This is a genomic window from Lelliottia jeotgali (assembly GCF_977070485.1).
The window spans coordinates 17,037-33,703 of the sequence record NZ_CDRVFO010000009.1; the positions used below are offsets into that span (position 1 = coordinate 17,037).

22 protein-coding genes are annotated in these 16,667 nt (G+C 60.6%); 1 reads left to right on the forward strand and 21 read right to left on the reverse strand.

Annotation, left to right across the window (positions count from 1 at the left end):
- Positions 1-23 precede the first annotated feature (23 nt).
- The 9 genes from recX to ACW4TB_RS14980 all read right to left on the reverse strand — a co-directional run bounded on the left by recX (position 24) and on the right by ACW4TB_RS14980 (position 6,689).
- Positions 24-494 (reverse strand): recombination regulator RecX, encoded by a 471-nt coding sequence (gene recX, locus ACW4TB_RS14940; RefSeq protein ID WP_254466322.1) that lies wholly within the window; start codon positions 492-494, stop codon positions 24-26.
- A gap of 17 nt (positions 495-511) precedes the next feature.
- The gene (gene recA / locus ACW4TB_RS14945) at positions 512-1,585 is read right to left on the reverse strand and encodes a recombinase RecA (protein WP_455843014.1); all 1,074 of its coding nucleotides are present in this window, start codon (positions 1,583-1,585) and stop codon (positions 512-514) included.
- Between the two features lie 97 nt (positions 1,586-1,682).
- A complete protein-coding gene (locus tag ACW4TB_RS14950) occupies positions 1,683-2,165 on the reverse strand; it encodes a CinA family protein (RefSeq protein WP_012315851.1) in 483 nt (160 codons plus the stop codon).
- Between the two features lie 83 nt (positions 2,166-2,248).
- A complete protein-coding gene (locus ACW4TB_RS14955) occupies positions 2,249-2,692 on the reverse strand; it encodes a lysis system i-spanin subunit Rz (RefSeq protein ID WP_279930995.1) in 444 nt (147 codons plus the stop codon).
- Positions 2,693-2,721: 29 nt separating this feature from the next.
- The gene (locus ACW4TB_RS14960) at positions 2,722-3,270 is read right to left on the reverse strand and encodes a glycoside hydrolase family 19 protein (RefSeq protein ID WP_012315853.1); all 549 of its coding nucleotides are present in this window, start codon (positions 3,268-3,270) and stop codon (positions 2,722-2,724) included.
- 27 nt (positions 3,271-3,297) lie between these two features.
- Positions 3,298-4,332, reverse strand: coding sequence for a phage late control D family protein (locus ACW4TB_RS14965; protein WP_279930998.1), 1,035 nt, complete (start codon positions 4,330-4,332; stop codon positions 3,298-3,300).
- Positions 4,333-4,336: 4 nt separating this feature from the next.
- Positions 4,337-4,543 (reverse strand): tail protein X, encoded by a 207-nt coding sequence (locus ACW4TB_RS14970; protein WP_012315855.1) that lies wholly within the window; start codon positions 4,541-4,543, stop codon positions 4,337-4,339.
- Entirely contained in the window at positions 4,518-5,363 is an 846-nt protein-coding gene (locus ACW4TB_RS14975) for a phage tail protein (protein WP_012315856.1), read from the reverse strand. The genes ACW4TB_RS14970 and ACW4TB_RS14975 overlap by 26 nt, the downstream gene beginning before the upstream one ends.
- Positions 5,364-5,372: 9 nt before the next feature.
- Positions 5,373-6,689, reverse strand: a complete 1,317-nt coding sequence (locus ACW4TB_RS14980; RefSeq protein WP_279931000.1) for a hypothetical protein — start codon at positions 6,687-6,689, stop codon at positions 5,373-5,375.
- Between the two features lie 231 nt (positions 6,690-6,920).
- Between ACW4TB_RS14980 and ACW4TB_RS14985 the strand changes: the two genes are divergently transcribed.
- Positions 6,921-7,214 (forward strand): hypothetical protein, encoded by a 294-nt coding sequence (locus ACW4TB_RS14985; protein WP_150105135.1) that lies wholly within the window; start codon positions 6,921-6,923, stop codon positions 7,212-7,214.
- Positions 7,215-7,350: 136 nt separating this feature from the next.
- Here the strand turns inward: ACW4TB_RS14985 and ACW4TB_RS14990 are convergent, their stop codons facing one another.
- The 12 genes from ACW4TB_RS14990 to ACW4TB_RS15045 all read right to left on the reverse strand — a co-directional run bounded on the left by ACW4TB_RS14990 (position 7,351) and on the right by ACW4TB_RS15045 (position 16,633).
- A complete protein-coding gene (locus ACW4TB_RS14990; RefSeq protein ID WP_012315858.1) occupies positions 7,351-7,653 on the reverse strand; it encodes a phage tail assembly protein in 303 nt (100 codons plus the stop codon).
- Positions 7,654-7,663: 10 nt separating this feature from the next.
- Positions 7,664-8,173, reverse strand: coding sequence for a phage major tail tube protein (locus tag ACW4TB_RS14995; RefSeq protein ID WP_012315859.1), 510 nt, complete (start codon positions 8,171-8,173; stop codon positions 7,664-7,666).
- A 13-nt stretch (positions 8,174-8,186) separates the two neighbouring features.
- On the reverse strand, positions 8,187-9,353 hold the full coding sequence (locus tag ACW4TB_RS15000) for a phage tail sheath subtilisin-like domain-containing protein (protein WP_012315860.1): 1,167 nt from the start codon (positions 9,351-9,353) through the stop codon (positions 8,187-8,189).
- A 69-nt stretch (positions 9,354-9,422) separates the two neighbouring features.
- Positions 9,423-9,872, reverse strand: coding sequence for a hypothetical protein (locus ACW4TB_RS15005; protein WP_012315861.1), 450 nt, complete (start codon positions 9,870-9,872; stop codon positions 9,423-9,425).
- Positions 9,873-9,875: 3 nt separating this feature from the next.
- Positions 9,876-12,020 carry a phage tail-collar fiber domain-containing protein gene (locus tag ACW4TB_RS15010; protein ID WP_012315862.1) on the reverse strand — a complete coding sequence of 715 codons (2,145 nt, stop codon included), beginning with the start codon at positions 12,018-12,020 and terminating at the stop codon, positions 9,876-9,878.
- Positions 12,013-12,621, reverse strand: coding sequence for a phage tail protein I (locus tag ACW4TB_RS15015; protein WP_012315863.1), 609 nt, complete (start codon positions 12,619-12,621; stop codon positions 12,013-12,015). Before ACW4TB_RS15015 ends, ACW4TB_RS15010 begins: the two co-directional genes overlap by 8 nt.
- A gap of 1 nt (position 12,622) precedes the next feature.
- Positions 12,623-13,504 (reverse strand): baseplate assembly protein, encoded by an 882-nt coding sequence (locus ACW4TB_RS15020; RefSeq protein ID WP_012315864.1) that lies wholly within the window; start codon positions 13,502-13,504, stop codon positions 12,623-12,625.
- Positions 13,501-13,827: a GPW/gp25 family protein gene (locus tag ACW4TB_RS15025; RefSeq protein WP_012315865.1), complete on the reverse strand. Its 327-nt coding sequence runs from the start codon at positions 13,825-13,827 to the stop codon at positions 13,501-13,503. The genes ACW4TB_RS15020 and ACW4TB_RS15025 overlap by 4 nt, the downstream gene beginning before the upstream one ends.
- 87 nt (positions 13,828-13,914) lie before the next feature.
- Positions 13,915-14,475, reverse strand: coding sequence for a phage baseplate assembly protein V (locus tag ACW4TB_RS15030; RefSeq protein ID WP_012315866.1), 561 nt, complete (start codon positions 14,473-14,475; stop codon positions 13,915-13,917).
- The gene (locus ACW4TB_RS15035; RefSeq protein WP_012315867.1) at positions 14,472-14,969 is read right to left on the reverse strand and encodes a hypothetical protein; all 498 of its coding nucleotides are present in this window, start codon (positions 14,967-14,969) and stop codon (positions 14,472-14,474) included. Before ACW4TB_RS15035 ends, ACW4TB_RS15030 begins: the two co-directional genes overlap by 4 nt.
- A gap of 13 nt (positions 14,970-14,982) precedes the next feature.
- Positions 14,983-15,318, reverse strand: a complete 336-nt coding sequence (locus ACW4TB_RS15040; protein WP_237860057.1) for a phage holin family protein — start codon at positions 15,316-15,318, stop codon at positions 14,983-14,985.
- A 475-nt stretch (positions 15,319-15,793) separates the two neighbouring features.
- On the reverse strand, positions 15,794-16,633 hold the full coding sequence (locus ACW4TB_RS15045) for a LexA family transcriptional regulator (protein ID WP_455843007.1): 840 nt from the start codon (positions 16,631-16,633) through the stop codon (positions 15,794-15,796).
- Between the last annotated feature and the right edge of the window lie 34 nt (positions 16,634-16,667).

Sequence of the window (16,667 nt, forward strand, 5' to 3'; positions counted from 1 at the left end):
GCGCCTGCGATGTGGCTGTTAAATCAGTAGTCGTCCAAGTCTCGGCCGCTGAGCAGGCGGCCGATCATGTCCATGGGAAACCCACGGTAAGCGAGAAATCGCGTCTGCTGGGCACGGGTGCGGGGGTCATGCGGAAGTTGCCCGGCATATTTGCGCTGCCAGGCCTCCTGCAGCCGCTCCGCCCAGTTCACACCACAGTCACGCAGTGCCTGGTCGACATCGACACGGTTCAGGCCACGCTGGCCAAGTTCCTCGCGAATACGCGCTGGGCCATAGCCCGCATTGGAACGATACCTGATGAAGCTTTCGAGATAGCGAGCCTCGCTGAGCAGCCCTTCTTCGGCGAGCCGATCGAGCGCGAGCTCGATCAACTCATCCGTAGCGCCGCGCTGACGTAGTTTGCGCGTCAGCTCAACGCGACCATGCTCGCGGCGCGCAAGCAGGTCCATGGCTGTCCGCCGAACGGCGACGGGGGTGTCGAGTACGACGGACATGATCGGCCAAGCAGCTATCAATAACCGGCGTCGGCGTCAGCCACGTCGTCGGCTTTGGCATCAGCTGCAGCAGCCTTGCCTGCTTCGGCAACAACACCCGCCTTGAGCAGCTTCTCACGAATCTGCTTCTCGATCTCGGCACCAATGGCCGGGTTCTCTTGCAGGTACTTGGCCGCGTTAGCCTTGCCTTGGCCGATCTTGTTGCCCTGATAGGCATACCAGGCACCAGACTTCTCGACCAACCCTTGGGAGACACCCAAGTCAATGATTTCGCCGTTACGGTAGATACCCTTACCGTAAAGAATCTGGAACTCAGCCTGACGGAACGGCGGCGAGACCTTGTTCTTGACGATCTTGACGCGGGTTTCGCTGCCGACGACTTCGTCGCCTTCCTTGACTGCACCAGTACGACGGATATCCAGGCGCACCGAGGCGTAGAACTTCAGGGCGTTACCACCGGTGGTGGTTTCCGGGCTGCCGAACATCACACCGATCTTCATACGGATCTGGTTGATGAAGATGACCAGGCAGTTGGCGTTCTTGATGTTACCGGTGATCTTGCGCAGCGCCTGGGACATCAGACGGGCCTGGAGGCCAACGTGCATGTCACCCATCTCGCCTTCGATTTCTGCCTTGGGCACCAGGGCGGCCACGGAGTCGACGATGATTACGTCAACGGCATTGGAACGCACCAGCATGTCGGTGATTTCCAGTGCCTGCTCGCCGGTATCCGGCTGCGAAACCAGCAGGTCGTCGACGTTGACGCCCAGTTTGCCGGCGTACTCAGGGTCGAGAGCGTGCTCGGCGTCGACGAAGGCGCAGGTAGCGCCGCTTTTCTGGGCTTCGGCGATGACCGACAGGGTCAGCGTGGTTTTACCCGAAGACTCCGGGCCATAGATCTCGACGATACGGCCTTTTGGCAGGCCGCCGATGCCCAGAGCGATGTCCAGGCCCAGGGAGCCGGTAGAAATGGCCGGAATGCCGGTACGCTCGTGATCGCCCATGCGCATGACCGCGCCTTTGCCGAATTGGCGTTCGATCTGACCCAGGGCCGCAGCCAAGGCGCGCTTCTTGTTGTCGTCCATTGAAATCCTCACGTGTTCGACTTGGCCCTGATGGCCGCAATACCTGTATAAGTAGCCAGTATTATTCCACAGGGAAGCGTTTGAGCAAACCCCTGTCGTCGATTTACTCGGCACCAAGCTGTAACAAGCCGTCTAACGCAGCGATTACCGTCTGTCGGCGCACTGCTTCGCGGTCGCCGTCGAAGTGGCGACGCTCACTGCTCACGTGGCTGCCATCGGCCCATGCCAGCCACACGGTGCCAACCGGTTTGGCCGGCGAGCCACCATCGGGCCCGGCCACGCCACTGACTGCCACGGCGAAACGCGCACCGCTGGCCGCCTGGGCGCCGCGAACCATGGCTTCGACCACTTCCTGGCTGACTGCACCGACTTGGGCGAACAAAGGTTCGGGGACCCCAAGCTGGCGAGTCTTCTGAGCGTTGGAGTAGGTGACATAGCCGGCCTCGAACCAGGCGGAGCTGCCAGGTACGCGGGTAATGGCTTCGGCGATGCCGCCGCCGGTGCAGGATTCGGCGGTGGTGACCTGGGCGCTGAAGCGGCGCAGGTGTTCGCCCAGCCGGGCGGAGAGAACGGTAATCGGGTCCATGGGCAACTCCTGGAAGAGGCTGAGCGACACCCTAGCATTTGAGGTGGTTGATCGGGATAGTCGTTGCTACTTCATGCCTCCGCTCAGCGCAGCAATCCCCGCACATAATCCTGGCAAGCCCGCAACGCCATCAATCCTCGGTCGCCCTCATCGGTGATGGCGATAATTCGTGCAGCATGCGCCGGCTCAAGGCGGGCGCGTACGGATGCATGATCCACGCCGCCGGCGCCGGCGGCGGTAGGCACTGCGGCACAAGCGGCGTCGCGCTCGACCAAGGCTGACAACCGCACATCGGCAGTAGCCAGGCGATCACGCAGGCGAGCCTGGGACTGTTGCGCATTGCTCAACTCCTGGTAATGACGGGTTTCACTCTCATGCAACTGCCGCTCCAGGCGCTGGTTTTGCTCGCGCACCTCAAGCACCCTGGTCGCCATCGCCACGGCTTGGGCTTGCGCCTGCTGCGCCAACAGCCGGCCATAGCGCCAGTTCTGGGTCTGCCATACCAACGCTGTGTACAACAGAATCAAAAGTACACTTAGCCCCAAGCGCAGTCGACTCAACACAGCACCTCACGCGCCCGCGCCCAGAGCTTCAAGCGATCCTCCAGCCCGTTCAACCCACCATTTATATGGCGCGTGATACGGTTGAACTCGCCCAGGTCCGCCAACCCATTCAACCCCCGGGAATGCCAGAACCACGCCGCTGACTCACACGCCCAGCGCGGCTGCTCCAGCAGTTGCGGCTGGGCTAGCAGACGCTCGTCGTTGAACAATGCCCGACTACAGGCCTGGTAGTTGCTGCGACCGGTCACCTGGATCAGGCCCCGTCCACAATAAAACTGGCCGTCGCCGTCCTCCTGCGGTGTATTGCCCAGGCGCCGGGCCACGCTTCCAGTGTCGTAACGGGCCAGGTAGCTATTGCTGCCCAGTTCCTTCACATAACGTAACTGGCTGGACTCATGGCCGACCTGGGCGATGAACGCAGCCAACCGCTTGGGGTTATCGATCTCCCAACGTGGCAGGGTGATGTTCAGCGCAGGAAGAAAAACACCTGCGACATAACGGGCGTTGGGCAAAATCTGTAGCAATTGCGCTTCTGTAAGCATATCTGACCTCCTTGCGTGGTTCATTCCTCAGGCCTTGGTCACTGCCTCACGACGCGGGGCGGGGCCTCTGGCCTTCAACTTGCCTGCCTTGCCACCATTCCCCTGTACGGTTGTACGCCAGCCCAACAGGGTGAATACCTGCTCCACCGAGTCGATCTGATACTGCCCGTTCATACCCTCGACAAAGCCATGCAAATCGATGCTGCGCTCGGCAAACAGGTCGGTGCGCCCAGGCAGATCCAGGCGCACACTGGCGCTTTCGCGATTGAAACTGGCTAGCCGCGCCCTGGCCGCCTGTTCGGCTGCAGCACGGTTGGGGTAAAGGTGTCGGTCCGTATGCACCGGCCGCTGGGCGCCTCCAGCCTCGGCATTGACCAGTTCGAGGGTCTTCGATTCACCACTGGCAGTATCCTGATGGCGAGTACGCACAGCCTGGCGCCCCGCCTTGTCGTCCAGCCGCAAATGCCACTGGCTGACCTGGTGATGGGCGATGCCGACCACGTCCAGGGGCTTGCCACTGGCGCTGCGCCCCGCCTGGCGTGGCAGCACCAGCAACTGGCTGTTGGCCAGTTTGGCGGTGCAGTCATACTGGCGGGCCAGGCGGGTGATGAAGTTGAAATCCGATTCGTTGTACTGGTCGACGCGCGGTACCTGAATAAGCACCGGGCAGATCGCCTGCCAGCCATTACGCGCTCCAATCTCGGCGACTATGCGTTGCAGCGTCACTACCTCCCAACTGCCACTGCGCACGGTTCTGCCGCTGCCGCTCAAGTCACTTGCCTTACCGCGAATCAACAGGGTGTCCGGTGGACCGAACAGCTCCACCTCATCGACGGTGTAACGCCCCAACCGGGTCAGCGGTTGACCGGCGTAGCCCATATGCACCTCAATCACCGCGCCACGGGCAAGCAACGCCACGGTGCCGTCTCGCGCATCGATGCGTAACTCGAAGTCGTCCGACTCCAACCCAGGCTTGTCAGTGGTGCGCAATAGCAACAGACGATCATTGATCAACGAAGTAATGTCCTGGCCATCGGCCTGGATGCGAAATTGCGGTTGCATGGCCTCAGTCCCAGAGCTGTACGACGTTGGCCGGCGCCAGCGTCAACGTTGGCAAGCGAATCATCACCCCGCTGCGAAACGGCTGGGCCTCGTCTGCCAACCCCTGATTGGCTTGCAGCACCGCCTCCACGCTGCCATTGAGGTGCCCGTAATAGTGGTGGCAGAGGGTGTCGAGCACATCTCCTTCAGATGTTTTGCAAGTCTTGTCCATAACTCACGAACTCCAGTGAAAAGCCTTGTTTGCGAGGAATGCCACCGGCCAGAAAGGCGCCCTGCTCTTCTTCGATGCTGGTCATGCACCAAGTGCCGAGCACTTCGCCGTAGCCTGTGGTCAACGACAATGGCAAAAGCTGACGGCCGATGCTTCGCAGCGCCTGCAACTGCCCCACTCCCCCCTTGAAACCGGGGAAGATGGCGCCACGGATGCTGATGGTTTCTTCGCCCAGGCTGACCGCTTGCTGCGCGGTGGCACGGGCCAGGCGCTCCTGGGCAGCCCAGCGGAAACGGGTTTGCCGGCGCAACTGGTCGAAGGCGGCGGTATCGAGGTTGAAATAGTACGGTGGCGCGTTTGCCTTCAATGGCTGCAGCACCAGCAGATGCGCAAACGGTGTGATCGCCTCTGCCGCAGGAGTGGCCTGAGGTACCAAGCCAAAAGTCGACAGCACGCCGCTGGCCAGCGCCCGCACATCGCCAATCACGCGGCGGATTGCCGTACCCGCCTTGCCCAGATGCTCGGCGAAGGCATTGACGCGATCACGCACCTTGCGCACCACCTCGAAGGACTGGTTGTACTTGGCGATCACCATGTCAACACGCTGCTTGGCAGAGTCGATGGCGCGCATTGTACGTTGCAGGCGTTTGCCTATCTCCGGGCCGATCCATGGCAGAGCTTCGAGTTCAGCGGCTGCCTCCTTGGCATGGTCGACCGCCTGGGCCATCGGTTCGAGCATGGCGTCGGCACGTCGACGCCCCTCCTCGCCTGCCTTGACCAGCGCATGCAAGGCGCCTTGGAGCTGTTCCAGATAGGTCATGAAATATCCTCACGCGTAGATGGGATCAGAAAGCTGCGTAGCCGCCTTGCGGCTGATCAGCTCCTGTAGCGTGCGTTGCACCATCGCCTCCAACCGTTGCAGGACGGCCGGATCGTCGAGGCAGCCGTTGATCGTTACCGGCAGGTTGGCGTTGAAGGTGTAATGTTGAGCGATCGGCGGAGACTGTTTGGCCTGAGGGGGCAAGGGACCGTCAGGGTCTGGAAGTGCGGGTGCCGCCGGGGGTGCGCGCAAGGGGAATAGACGATCGCCTGCTGCTTCATTCAACGCCTCGGGTGAGGCAGGCCGGAGCAGCGACACTGGCGCCGGCCGCTGCGGCTGGACTGCCCTGGGCTGAGCCGCAGCGGGGTGTGCCAGCAGGTGCCTGGTGATCCGGGTACCGACCTGCTCTTCAAGAAACGCCGTCTGAGGCAGGGGGGTGAGCGAATGCTTGGGCGTGTCCAGCAGTGACACCTGCGGCAAAGAGCGCTTAGCCACCCACTTTTGTCGCGCCAGTTCCGGCGTCGACAACAGGCGTTTGACAGTTACCGTACCTAGCTGAAGGCCAAACAACTCGTTGGTCGGAATTGGCGTGACGAGCGGCTTGGGCGAAGCCAGAAGAGAAACGGCTGGCAAGGGAGTACTTGCAGGTGGATGGGGCTCGTCCTTGGACAGTTTCCGCGCGAGCCAACCGCCAAGCGCGGTACCGGCCTTGTCACCGACCTCCCCCCCAAGCGTGGTACCCACTGACGGGCTTACAAAAGGCAAGATCCTTTTGAGCACCACTGCCCCTGCAACTGAACCGCCCAGTCCTCCAATAGCACCGCCGTAGCCGGCCCAAGCCTCCTCTGCTGTCTTGGCAGTCGCGTAGGTGTGTCCTGCCTTCAGGGCCGCTTCCAGCAAAACACTCTTGCCTTCCTCCTTGAAGACTTCGCCAACCGTCCTCCAAGGCGGCGCACGTTTACCGATCTCTGTAGGAGAAGGGCCTGCATCTGCCCCGAGAGGATAAGGATCATTGGCTGCGGGGCTGCCTTTGCCCAACCAGCCCTTCAGCCTATTCCAGTTCATCGCTGAAGACTGTTTACCGGACTGATGAGCGCGCGCAATGGAGCCAATGCTCACACCAGTCAGCATGCCTTGCCCGAGTGAACTCTGCGAGGTTTCAGCTTCCGTCGATGGGGCGGTCGTGGTAGGCGCAGCAACCTCTCCTAGTACCCCCGGTTCGGAGTGAGGAGCAACACGCTTACCAAGCGCCGCCCCCACTTTTTCGCCAAAGAAGCCCCCCACCACCTTGCCATATTCGGCATTTCTACCGGCGTACTTGCTCAAGGCTGCACCTAGCACACTTCCTGCAAAGCCTCCAGTCGCACCTCCCAGCCCTTCACCCCATTCTTGAGCAGTCGAAGCAGTAGCTGCGGTGGAACCTACCTTCAGTAGCGCACCCAGCCTCACGTCCCGAGCCGCCGCCTTTGCGGCGACCAATGTTTGTGAACCGCGTTGCCGAGAGCCATGGCCTGGCTCGGTCGAAGGTGTAGCATCGGCGCCCAGGGGGTAATCATCATGTTCGACAAGTGGTGGTCGCCTCCTGGAGGCTTCACCTATCGAGAAAGGCCCGGCAACAGGGCTCGCCCGGCCTTTACTGTTCTGCTCCAAGGTATCTGCGCCCGCACCATCTACAACCTCGACCATGGGCACGATAGACGATTCGGCGTCCTCGCTCACTGGTGCCCCTTGCCTCAGCGACCGCACAACGCGCCCAAGTATTCGGTTTTGATGACTGAATACCTGCGCAAGGTTGATCCGGTCGTGCTCAGGGTCAGAGAGTGGCTGTTGCGACGCATCTGTTGCCGCTGAGTTGTTCGCCATGCTTTTCTCCTTTCACTCCGTGAGCCACCAGACCATGTCGCTGTACGACATGGTCATGATTTCGCTCGCTGGAAAGTTCAGCTCCTTGGCCAGCCGCCGGGCGGCGACCTTCTGCCGGGCCGGGTCAAAATTCGTCGTCCTGCACCAGGCGAAAGTACCCCGCCTGCAGGCGGCTGTAGTCCTTGAGCGCAAGCCCCTCAAGGTCATTGATGCCTACCTCTGCCAGCGATGCGAACAGGTTCAGTTCGCGCTGCTCCTCGTCAGCGGTCCCCCCGGTCTGGGCATTGCGGATATCACGTACGGTCGGTGCCCGGAGTGACAGGCTGTCGACCTGCACGCCATTGACCTCGCTGGCGCGGGAGAGGCGGACGGTGACGCGCTCGGCGCTCAGAGTCAGCCATTGCGGAGTTTTTTTTGCTAGAGCCATGATCACCTCCCTACAGGCCCAACGCAGCGCGCTGAGCGGCCAGTTGGTCGACGCCGTCGATCACACGCTTCATGCCCAGCGCGTCGATCTCATAAACCAGGCGGCCATCGACTTCGAGCTTGTAGTAGGTCAGGCCGACACTGTGCTTGATCTCGGCCTTGTCGCCGGACTTCCAGTCGCCCATGTCGATCTCCTTGAGCGAGCCACGCAGTGTGACCACCACTGGGGTAATCTTGCCCTTGAGGCCCTTGAAGGCGCCGCGGAACGTGCCATTGAAGCCGCTGCCATCGGCAAGGCCAAAGAACCTCAACGCCTCACGGCGCACGCCGGTCGTGGTGAAGGCGGCTTCCTGCTTCTCCATGCCAAGGTCCATCTCGACGGGCATGTCCATGCCACCAGGACGGTACTCTTCCATCTTCAGCGTGAGTTTGGGCAGGGTCAGGCTGGGAACATCGCCCTGGAAGCTGACACCGTCGACAAACAGGTTCAGGTTGGCCAGGGTTTCGGGGATCATTGCCATGAAAGTGCGCTCCTTAAGCGGCGGAATCGAGGACTTCGGTCAGCCACTGGTTAGTGACTTCAACGCGGAAATTGGGGTTTTCAGCAGGCGGCACGTCGGTGAAGCGGATGTTCCAGTACACCTTGCCCTGCTCCAGCTGGCTGGAGGTGTTCAGCTCCGGGTCAGCGAAAACCTCGAAGTTGATGATCGCGCCTTGGTTCTTCAGATCGCGCATGAAAGCCTGTAGACCTTCGGTGACGTCCTTGACGTAGGTCGCAGTAATGGAGCGGTCGACCGCCCACTTATGCCCGTAAAGGATTGCGTCCATGACGATATCCATGGTTCGTACACGGGTGACGAAGGCCCATTTCGGGTCGCTCGACAGGGTGCGATTGCCCCACAGGCGGAAGCCGTCGTCCCGGATGATGGTGACGATGTTGGCGTTGTTCAGCAGGTTGGCTCGGCAGCTGTCATCGCCGTCGAGGAACTCCACCGGGCGCGTTGTACCGCTGATACCGACGAACTCCTTGTTCGATGGGGACGCCCAAAAGCCGTATTCACTGTCGGTCCAGGCAAACAAGCCGGCGCCCCAGGCCGACCCCGGCCCATTGACAGTGGCTTGCTCGACGTTGTCCCAGTACTGCACACCTGGGTCGACCAAAAAGGCACGCTTGGCGCCGAAGTTCTTGGCGTAGTCGATGGCCGCCTCATCGGTGGTATTAGGGCCGTCGATGATGGCAATACCGCGCAGCTTGTCGGCCAGGGCTACCAGTGCGGTGCCCACGGCCAGGGTCGCACTGTGGCGTGGCGCCACCAGCAACCGTGGTTGAGCGTTGTAACGGCTCTTGCCGTCGAGCAGCGCCTGCAGGCCAGTGCGTTTCCCGTCAGCCTGCACGGTCCCGATGATCGCCGAAGTCTGCTCGGCGGGATCTTCGAGCTTGAGCACACCACAGGCGACGATGACCGCCTTCGCTCGGGAATATACGGCGCGGCAGGCCTGGGTAATGGCCGCGTTTTCACCGAAGGCGGCGACAGCTTCGCGTTCGCTGGTGATCAGTACGAGATCGTTGGCCTTCGCCGTGGCATCAGCACTCTCGGTGAAGGTATCGACAAGGCCGATGATCGAGGAGGACGGCAAGGCGATAGTGCGCGCGCCTGTGTCGATGTTAGTTACGGTAACGCCATGAAAGAATCCAGCCATGTTTACTCCAGATGTGAAAAGGCCCCGCAGTGCAGGGCCATGTGGTACAGCGGAAAAGAAAACGCCCCTTCAGGCGGGGGCGTCATTGGTCAACTGAGCAATCCACTCAGGCGCCGGCGGTCGGCCTCGCATGCAGAGAGGAAACGCATCAGCCTGAGGCCAGTTGCGCAGGTCTTGCCGGTACTCCAGAAGTTCCGAAAACTGGGCAGTGTTCAGGGTAGTGGGTCCGCCGATATCACGTTCATCACGATGACGCGCCACAATCCCGTCAGTAGCCAGCAATTGCATATCGCGCCAGCGGCGCTCAACCACCGCCAGCTCCTCCCCGGTTGGAGGCGGTGGGTCCTCCAGGAAAGGCTCGCTGTCCCCCCAGACAATCACCCTCCCTGCTCGCTCACCTTCGAGCAATTGATTTCGGTATGCTTCTGTGATTTCCACGGCATCGACTGGAATGCTGCTGGCTGAATCAGAGCTGTAAAACCCTCTGGTGCTTTTAGAGGCGAAGAATTGAACAGTCATAGATCAGTACCCGATGAAGATTGAGGTGTATCCAACAATGCCGGAGGGAACAATGATGCTTCCCCCGCTCACTGTCCGGGCGATGACGTCTATACCGCTAGTACTTGCGTTCTGCCCGGTAACCCAGTGGCCTGCATTAGCGGTACCCAAGGAATAGGCGACAAGGCTTGTCGTGTACGTTTCGGGGAGGGTGATGCGGGCCGAGCCCTGAGCGGCAGCGATCTGGCCGTTACACCACTGCAAAATCAGTCCGCTAGGCAGCTTTTGATAGCCATTGCTGCCTTTAAGTACGCCGAATAAGCTCGTGTCATGAGTCAGCGAGGCGTTGCCAGCTATGAACCATATGGCACCTGCAGAAATCAGGGTGATATTGCTGTTGCGACCAACTTCCACCCACGACTCAGTGGTCTTTGCGGTATTGACATAAATCACGTCTGTGCCTTGGGCTTTGATAGTGGCGGTATTACTTGCACGGATATAAACCTTCGAACCAATAGGCACACTGGAAAGTAGTGGGAGCGTGATGTTGGACGCCGCCGTATTCAAGTTGATTAGACAATTCACACGCGAAGCAGTAATTGTTTGGCCAGCCGTCGTATAGGCGTAGCCATTTTGGTAACCGCCTATAGCTCGCTGCACGAACTCAGTAGTAGCGATTTTGGTCGTGCTATCGAATTGATCTGAAGTAGGTGCAGCTGCAACGCCCGTGAACACAGGGCTGACCACCGGCGCGGCGCCAATAGCGGCAAGTGCTGCTGCTGAAGTGGTAGCAGCCATTAGGCTCTTGATGACCGATGCAACGTTCGTATTGGTATACGGAGTAACCCAGTCATTCCATGTGCCTTGGTAGCGGCTACGAGTTTTGATTCCACCGTTGAGGGTTCCCGCCCCGTAGGGAAATGCTACCTGGGTGATGCTGCCCCCGCCGTAGGACAGTACTAGGCAGTACCAGTACGACACTTCCTGGCCTGGGGAGTTGGCGTTGTTACGGCCTAGAATTTTCGGATTCCATCCGGAGGCGATAACCGCATTCCAGTCGGTGACATCATCAGAATTATTGAACACCGGCCCGGCCGCTGTAATGGCTGCGTGCACGAAAGAGGTGTTAGCCAATTGCGTAGTATCGGTTCCGGTCGCAGCAGTAGGTGCCGCTGGCACGCCAGTGAACGTCGGACTAGCCAGCGGCGCCTTAACCGCCACAGCTGTGTCAACCTGGGTCTTTGTGTACACGTCTGTCAGGCCATAACCCACCACCGTGCTCGGGCTGGTCGCTGCGGTTACCCGGCCGTAGGCATCTACCGACACACTGCGATAGGTGCCAGCGGCTACACCACTACGTCCAAATGCCATTTCATAGGCCAAGGCGGTGACGCCCAAGGTAATCGGCGCATCGGTCAGCAGCTGCCAAGCGCTGTTGCCGTTCAGCGCGCCGCGCTCGACCAGCACCAGCATGCCCGGTGTCACCTTGGCGCTGGTATCCGCGTCGCTGCAGCGTGCCCAGGGCCCGCCCGCCACCACAAGGTACAGACCATTATCCTTACCAATTGTCTGGTTCTTCACCAAGACCCGTGCGCCGGCGGTCAGCGCCACCCCGTCGACCGTCTGCAACCCGTTCAGCGGGATATTGGCGGTAGTCGCCGCCAGCACCGAATGCTTGAAATCCTGCCTGGCCAACTCCTCGGTCACCCACTCTCGGGTAGCCAGCACTACGGCCGGGTCAATTTTCAGCTGCACATTACTAGCACTGCTGACCACCAAGTTCATTCGCACCACCTGGGTACGTCCTGAGCCTTGGCTTAGCAACGGTTTATAGGTCGGCGCGCAGTTGGCCACAGCAACCATGTCGCCATCGGCATCATAAAGCGCGATCTCACGAATCCACTTACCGCCGACGTCAGCAGGGATGACCTGCTCGGCAATGATGATCGCGTTGTTATTGTCATCCACCTTAAGCTGATTCAACGGCGCACGGCGCCATTCGTTGATGAGGCTGGTCTGAGTGGCATTGGGAGTCGGGTCTGTACCGTTGGCGTCACCTACGCCCATTTGAGTGATTTTCCACGCGATGCCCAAAGCATCCGCGTTTGCTTGTTTCGCCGCGCCCACGTTAGTAAGGATGGCGTAGAACTGAGAAGTCTGGTCAACCATGTGCAATGTCCAAGGTATCGATTGTATGTTCGCGGCCGCCGCGGCCGATGGTGCCCACAACCTCAATGTCACGAGGCGCCGGCGGATAGATGTCCAGTTCGTCGCCATCCTGGATGGCGCAGCCGACATGAAGCGCGCCACGGCTTTCAAGACTGATGACCAGGCCGGTGAGGTGGCGGCTGACCGGCCGGGCGTCGTCGATCAGCGACGACAACTCCTGGTAGGTGCTTTCGCTGATGCCGGCATCGGTAACGCCGATCTTCAAAGCGAAAGTGCCTGCCGGCGCCGGCGGTGTAACCTGCCACCACTCCTTCACCTCGATCAGGTAGCCAAACGGCTCAACCACCCGCCTGAGCGCACCCAAGGTGCCTTTATGGGCATGGACGAAGAACGCCGAGCGGATTACCGAGCGCTTGATCACCTCGCTCCAGCTATCTTCCCAGCGGTCCACCGACCAGGCCCAGGCCAACTGGTAGAGCAAGTGGGATGGGCAGGTGTCGGGGTTATAGAGCAGGCGCAGGCTGGCCCTAAGGTCTTCGTCGGCAGCGGTTTCGATGGCCCGCTCCAGTGGTGTGCGGTTCAACGGCAACAGGCTCTGCATGTCAACCACCCCGCTTGAGCGTAAAGCCAGTGCACCAAGCGGCCTGCGCCTTGGTAGGGCGGATGTCGGTCCAATCGGTCAGCTCGACCCGGCTCACGCCGTCGATATGCAATTGTGCGTCGATGCCCGACCGGGATACGTCCAACCCCAGGCGCCGTCGTGGGTTCACCCAGGCTTGGAGCCTGCGCTGGCACTGGGCAAGGATCGCTTCATACTCAGGGCCGCTATCAGCCATGTAGAGCACGGCATCAATGCGGTACGGCAGCACCATGGCGCTGCGCACATTGAGGCGATCGGCCACCGGACGGATATCGTCGTCATTGAGATAGGCCGCCACTTGCGCGAGCAGTTCGGCGCTGGCTGTACCGTTACCCTCCAGGCTCAGTACGGTCACATCCACCACGGCCGGCGACGGGCTTTCGGCGGTGGCGTCAGCCACCTGCCCCGAAGAGTTGCGGGCATGCAAGATGTAGCTGTTGCGAGGGCCGGCGGTGGTCAGGCCTTCATAGACCAGCTGCACCCTCTCGCGCAGCGCATCGTCCGATTCGAGCAGCGCAGCAGCGGGCGGCACGCTAGTGAGGTCCTCGGCCTGAATAACCAGACGCTGCAGGCCGACATTCGCTGCCAACTGGTCCAGGTCAGTGCCTTGGGCATAGGCCAGAAGCAGCGCTTTGGCCGCATCGTTGACACGGGCCCGATTGAGCAGTTTCCGGTAGGCGCCAACCTCCAGCAGCTTGGTTACCGGGTCGCTCTCCAGGCTGGCAGTCCAGCCCTCGCCAAGGTATTCGCGGAAGGTTTGCAGATCAGCCTGGTAAAGGCTTTCGTAATCGAGGTCCTCAAGCAGTTGAGGCACAGGCAGTTTCGACAGGTCTACCAGGCTCATAAGCGTACCTCCAGTACTGCTTCATCCCCCAGATAACGTCCACTCAGGACCAGGCTGACCTGCCCCTCAAGCACCGCCACAACTTTTACCCGGTCTAGCTGCAAGCGCGGCTCCCAACGGCCCAATGCACGGGCGACTTCCGCTTGCACCGCGCTTTTCCAACCATCGTTGACCGGCAGGTCGACAAAACGGCGCAACTGGCTGCCGTACTCAGGACGCATGCGACGGCTGCCCAGCGGTGTGGCAAGGATGTCTTCGATGGACTGGCGCAGGTGGGCAACGCCGGCCAGTGGCAGGCCGGTGCGGCGGTCCATGCCGATCATGGCGCACCTCCTGCTGGGCGTGCGTCCGGTGAATGGGTATGCATGGCATTCTCCAGGGATGAAAAAGCCCGCTGCGGCGGGCTTGGTTCAGTGCTTGTGATTGGCGGTGTTGCCGGCGGTATCAATGACCCGCCCACCGCTATTGATGTCCCCACTAACGCTCAGCGGACCGTCGATGACGACGTTGCCGATAAGGCGGATCGCAGCAGCCTTGAGCGTGATGGCATCATCGCTAATCTCCACGGAGCTGGCGCCAACCTTGATACTGACGGTGCCGCTGGGTAGTTGGATGTCGTAACGCCTGGCCTGCCAGTCATAAGTCAGCGAGCCGCCATCCTCGAACTGCCAGACTTCCGTATGGTCGAGCTGTGCTGGCGGGAGGCCTGCGTTGCCGTAAAGGCCAGGGATGAAGGTGCCTTGGGCCAGCTCGCCACTAGGGCTGAGCAACACCCCCTGCTCACCGAGGGTGGGAGCCCGCCAATGACGGGCCTTGCCTGCGGCCTGTGCATGCCAGCGCAGCCAGGCGCTGGTCCACCCGCTGCCATCGGAGACCCGCAACCGGGCGGCTGCAAGATCTACGGCGACCACCCGACAGGGAATGATCATGCACGCCAGCATGCGATCATGCATTGCACTCACGTAACTCATGCCAGATCCTCGGGCGCGATGTAGCGGTCTTGGTTGCCCTGCCCGACCTCGGGTGCAAGGCCCAGCATCAGGCTCCCGGGCGGCTGGTCCGGCCAATGCCAACGAGGATCACCGAGGAGCACCGGTTGGTCCCAGCGCACCGTCCATGCACTGCCCTCGAATTGCGCGTGGGCATTACGACTGGCCTCGACGAAATCCAGGGCCCAGTGCTGCTGGCGCAGCAGGTCCATCAGTTGCGCGGCCAGCATGCTCCCTTGCAGGCGAGACTCGGGGTTGGTGCTATCGGCGGTGATATCTGCCTCGAAGGTAGCAATCAGCACCGAGCGGCCATCACGCGGAGCGGCATCTGCCATCATCCGCACGATGCCGTGTCGCAATGCCGGCTGCTCGGGAGTATTTCCTACGACTGTATAAGCATCGACGTATGCCAGCTCTGGTATGAGTTCACGAATGGTTGCGGTAACCGCTGCATGTAATGTGGCTAATTCGCTCATGCATATCTCCTTGTCACTCATCGCTCGACGCGGTGTCACGTAAGCCCAGCCGCCTGATGGCCCAGCGCTCGTAAAGGCGCATGGCGACGTCGGCCCCGCCCACTGCGGTCAGGCAACCAAATGCACTGGCCGTCCAGATAGAAAAGCCGCTGGCGTACAGCAACATCACTGTCGAAACCCCGCATACCATGCAGGCCCCGGAGCGCAATACCAGCCGTCGTAGCAGTGACCAGCCGGTGGCTCCCGCCTTGTCGGCCCGCCACATTTCGCCGCTGAGGCCGCCCAGCAATGCCAGGACGATTACCAGCCAGAGCGGCATCTCCAGTAACGCTTGCTGCTCGTTCGTCACTGTCCTGTCTCCTGTGTAATGCCCACCGGCAGTGGCCGGTAGGTTGGTGGTGGGTACTCTGCGCCTGGGAAACCGGCATTCCAAAAAGCCCGGTGCCCAGGCTTTTCAGTAATGCGTTGTCTAACCGCCGGCCACGACTGGTGACGCCGGACGGTTACGCTTCAAATTGGTGACTCCGACCACGGCTGCCTGCCCGCCGGATAACTGTTCGTGGTGCTTTACGCTGCACACCCGGGCCAGTTGCCAACCCTCTGAACAGTTGAGGCCTGTTCATCGCTGCCTGTGTAACAACCGGTTTACGTCCGGCTTGAGACACAGACTATGCATCAATGCATATCCAGTCAATGCATTTATTCATTAATTTTTGTGACTGCATTTGCTGAAATGCATGAAAGCCTTTTAAGATCAGACCTGTAGGACTTTTCACCAAGCAAAAAAAAACCCGCTAAAGCGGGTCTTTTTGAAAAACGCCTGGTCAGCGTGCGTACATGCCCCACCAGAACACATGCCCCAGCAAGCTGATCTGCTCCTCCTGCAACTGCAGGAAGCTGTAGTCTTCATCAGGGTGTTCGTCGCGATTGAAGCTGCGCAGGCGAATACCGGTGGGCAGCCGATACACCTGCTTCACGCGCAATTGACCATTGTGATTGATGGCGTAGAGATCACCATCGATGATGTCACCGATCGAACACTTGCCGGTGTTGACCCCGACCGTCGCCCCGTCGCGCAGTACCGGCAGCATGCTGTTGCCGCGAACGGTCACGCACTTGGCCTGATCGAACTGCACACCATTATGGCGCAGGCTGCGCTTACCAAAGCGCAGGCGGGCGCGCTCGCTTTCCTCGATGACGAATCTTCCTGATCCTGCTGCCAACTCGACCTCACGAAGAAAGGGTACTGACACCTCGTCGTCCTCGACGGGCGTTTCATCGTCCCACAGGCTGATGTCGCTGAGGTCTGCATGGCCGTATGCGGGCAATGCGGCTTCGCGTGAGGCGCCAAGCTCGGTGCGGCCGCGCAGCTGTTCAGTGCTGACGCCGAAATAGTCGGCAATTTTCGACACGTGCCTATCCGAGGGATCGACAATCTTCTCGCTGAGGATCCGCGACAGGGTGGATTGAGGCACGCCCGTGCGCCGGTGCAACTCTGTCGGGGACAGGCCGTGGCGGGCGAGCAACTCTCTGAGAACGGTGGCGACATTGCGTTTTTGCATAGCGCGCATAATGCAGCGCCGCCGCAGGAAATGCAATCCATGCAGCAGGTGCGCGATGGCGCTTGCCCGCCGCCTGCATCTCGGCCAAAAAGCCTGTACCATTGCCGGTTTCACAATCGCCAACCAGATCCCCGCT

Bases quoted from the DNA above. Each gene is read 5' to 3' on its own strand.
- recX (WP_254466322.1), bottom strand. From the start codon at position 494: ATGTCCGTCGTACTCGACACCCCCGTCGCCGTTCGGCGGACAGCCATG.
- ACW4TB_RS14950 (WP_012315851.1), bottom strand. From the start codon at position 2,165: ATGGACCCGATTACCGTTCTCTCCGCCCGGCTGGGCGAACACCTGCGC.
- ACW4TB_RS14960 (WP_012315853.1), bottom strand. From the start codon at position 3,270: ATGCTTACAGAAGCGCAATTGCTACAGATTTTGCCCAACGCCCGTTAT.
- ACW4TB_RS14965 (WP_279930998.1), bottom strand. From the start codon at position 4,332: ATGCAACCGCAATTTCGCATCCAGGCCGATGGCCAGGACATTACTTCG.
- ACW4TB_RS14970 (WP_012315855.1), bottom strand. From the start codon at position 4,543: ATGGACAAGACTTGCAAAACATCTGAAGGAGATGTGCTCGACACCCTC.
- ACW4TB_RS14975 (WP_012315856.1), bottom strand. From the start codon at position 5,363: ATGACCTATCTGGAACAGCTCCAAGGCGCCTTGCATGCGCTGGTCAAG.
- ACW4TB_RS14985 (WP_150105135.1), top strand. From the start codon at position 6,921: ATGTTCGACAAGTGGTGGTCGCCTCCTGGAGGCTTCACCTATCGAGAA.
- ACW4TB_RS14990 (WP_012315858.1), bottom strand. From the start codon at position 7,653: ATGGCTCTAGCAAAAAAAACTCCGCAATGGCTGACTCTGAGCGCCGAG.
- ACW4TB_RS14995 (WP_012315859.1), bottom strand. From the start codon at position 8,173: ATGGCAATGATCCCCGAAACCCTGGCCAACCTGAACCTGTTTGTCGAC.
- ACW4TB_RS15000 (WP_012315860.1), bottom strand. From the start codon at position 9,353: ATGGCTGGATTCTTTCATGGCGTTACCGTAACTAACATCGACACAGGC.
- ACW4TB_RS15005 (WP_012315861.1), bottom strand. From the start codon at position 9,872: ATGACTGTTCAATTCTTCGCCTCTAAAAGCACCAGAGGGTTTTACAGC.
- ACW4TB_RS15010 (WP_012315862.1), bottom strand. From the start codon at position 12,020: ATGGTTGACCAGACTTCTCAGTTCTACGCCATCCTTACTAACGTGGGC.
- ACW4TB_RS15015 (WP_012315863.1), bottom strand. From the start codon at position 12,621: ATGCAGAGCCTGTTGCCGTTGAACCGCACACCACTGGAGCGGGCCATC.
- ACW4TB_RS15020 (WP_012315864.1), bottom strand. From the start codon at position 13,504: ATGAGCCTGGTAGACCTGTCGAAACTGCCTGTGCCTCAACTGCTTGAG.
- ACW4TB_RS15025 (WP_012315865.1), bottom strand. From the start codon at position 13,827: ATGATCGGCATGGACCGCCGCACCGGCCTGCCACTGGCCGGCGTTGCC.
- ACW4TB_RS15030 (WP_012315866.1), bottom strand. From the start codon at position 14,475: ATGAGTTACGTGAGTGCAATGCATGATCGCATGCTGGCGTGCATGATC.
- ACW4TB_RS15035 (WP_012315867.1), bottom strand. From the start codon at position 14,969: ATGAGCGAATTAGCCACATTACATGCAGCGGTTACCGCAACCATTCGT.
- ACW4TB_RS15045 (WP_455843007.1), bottom strand. From the start codon at position 16,633: ATGGTACAGGCTTTTTGGCCGAGATGCAGGCGGCGGGCAAGCGCCATC.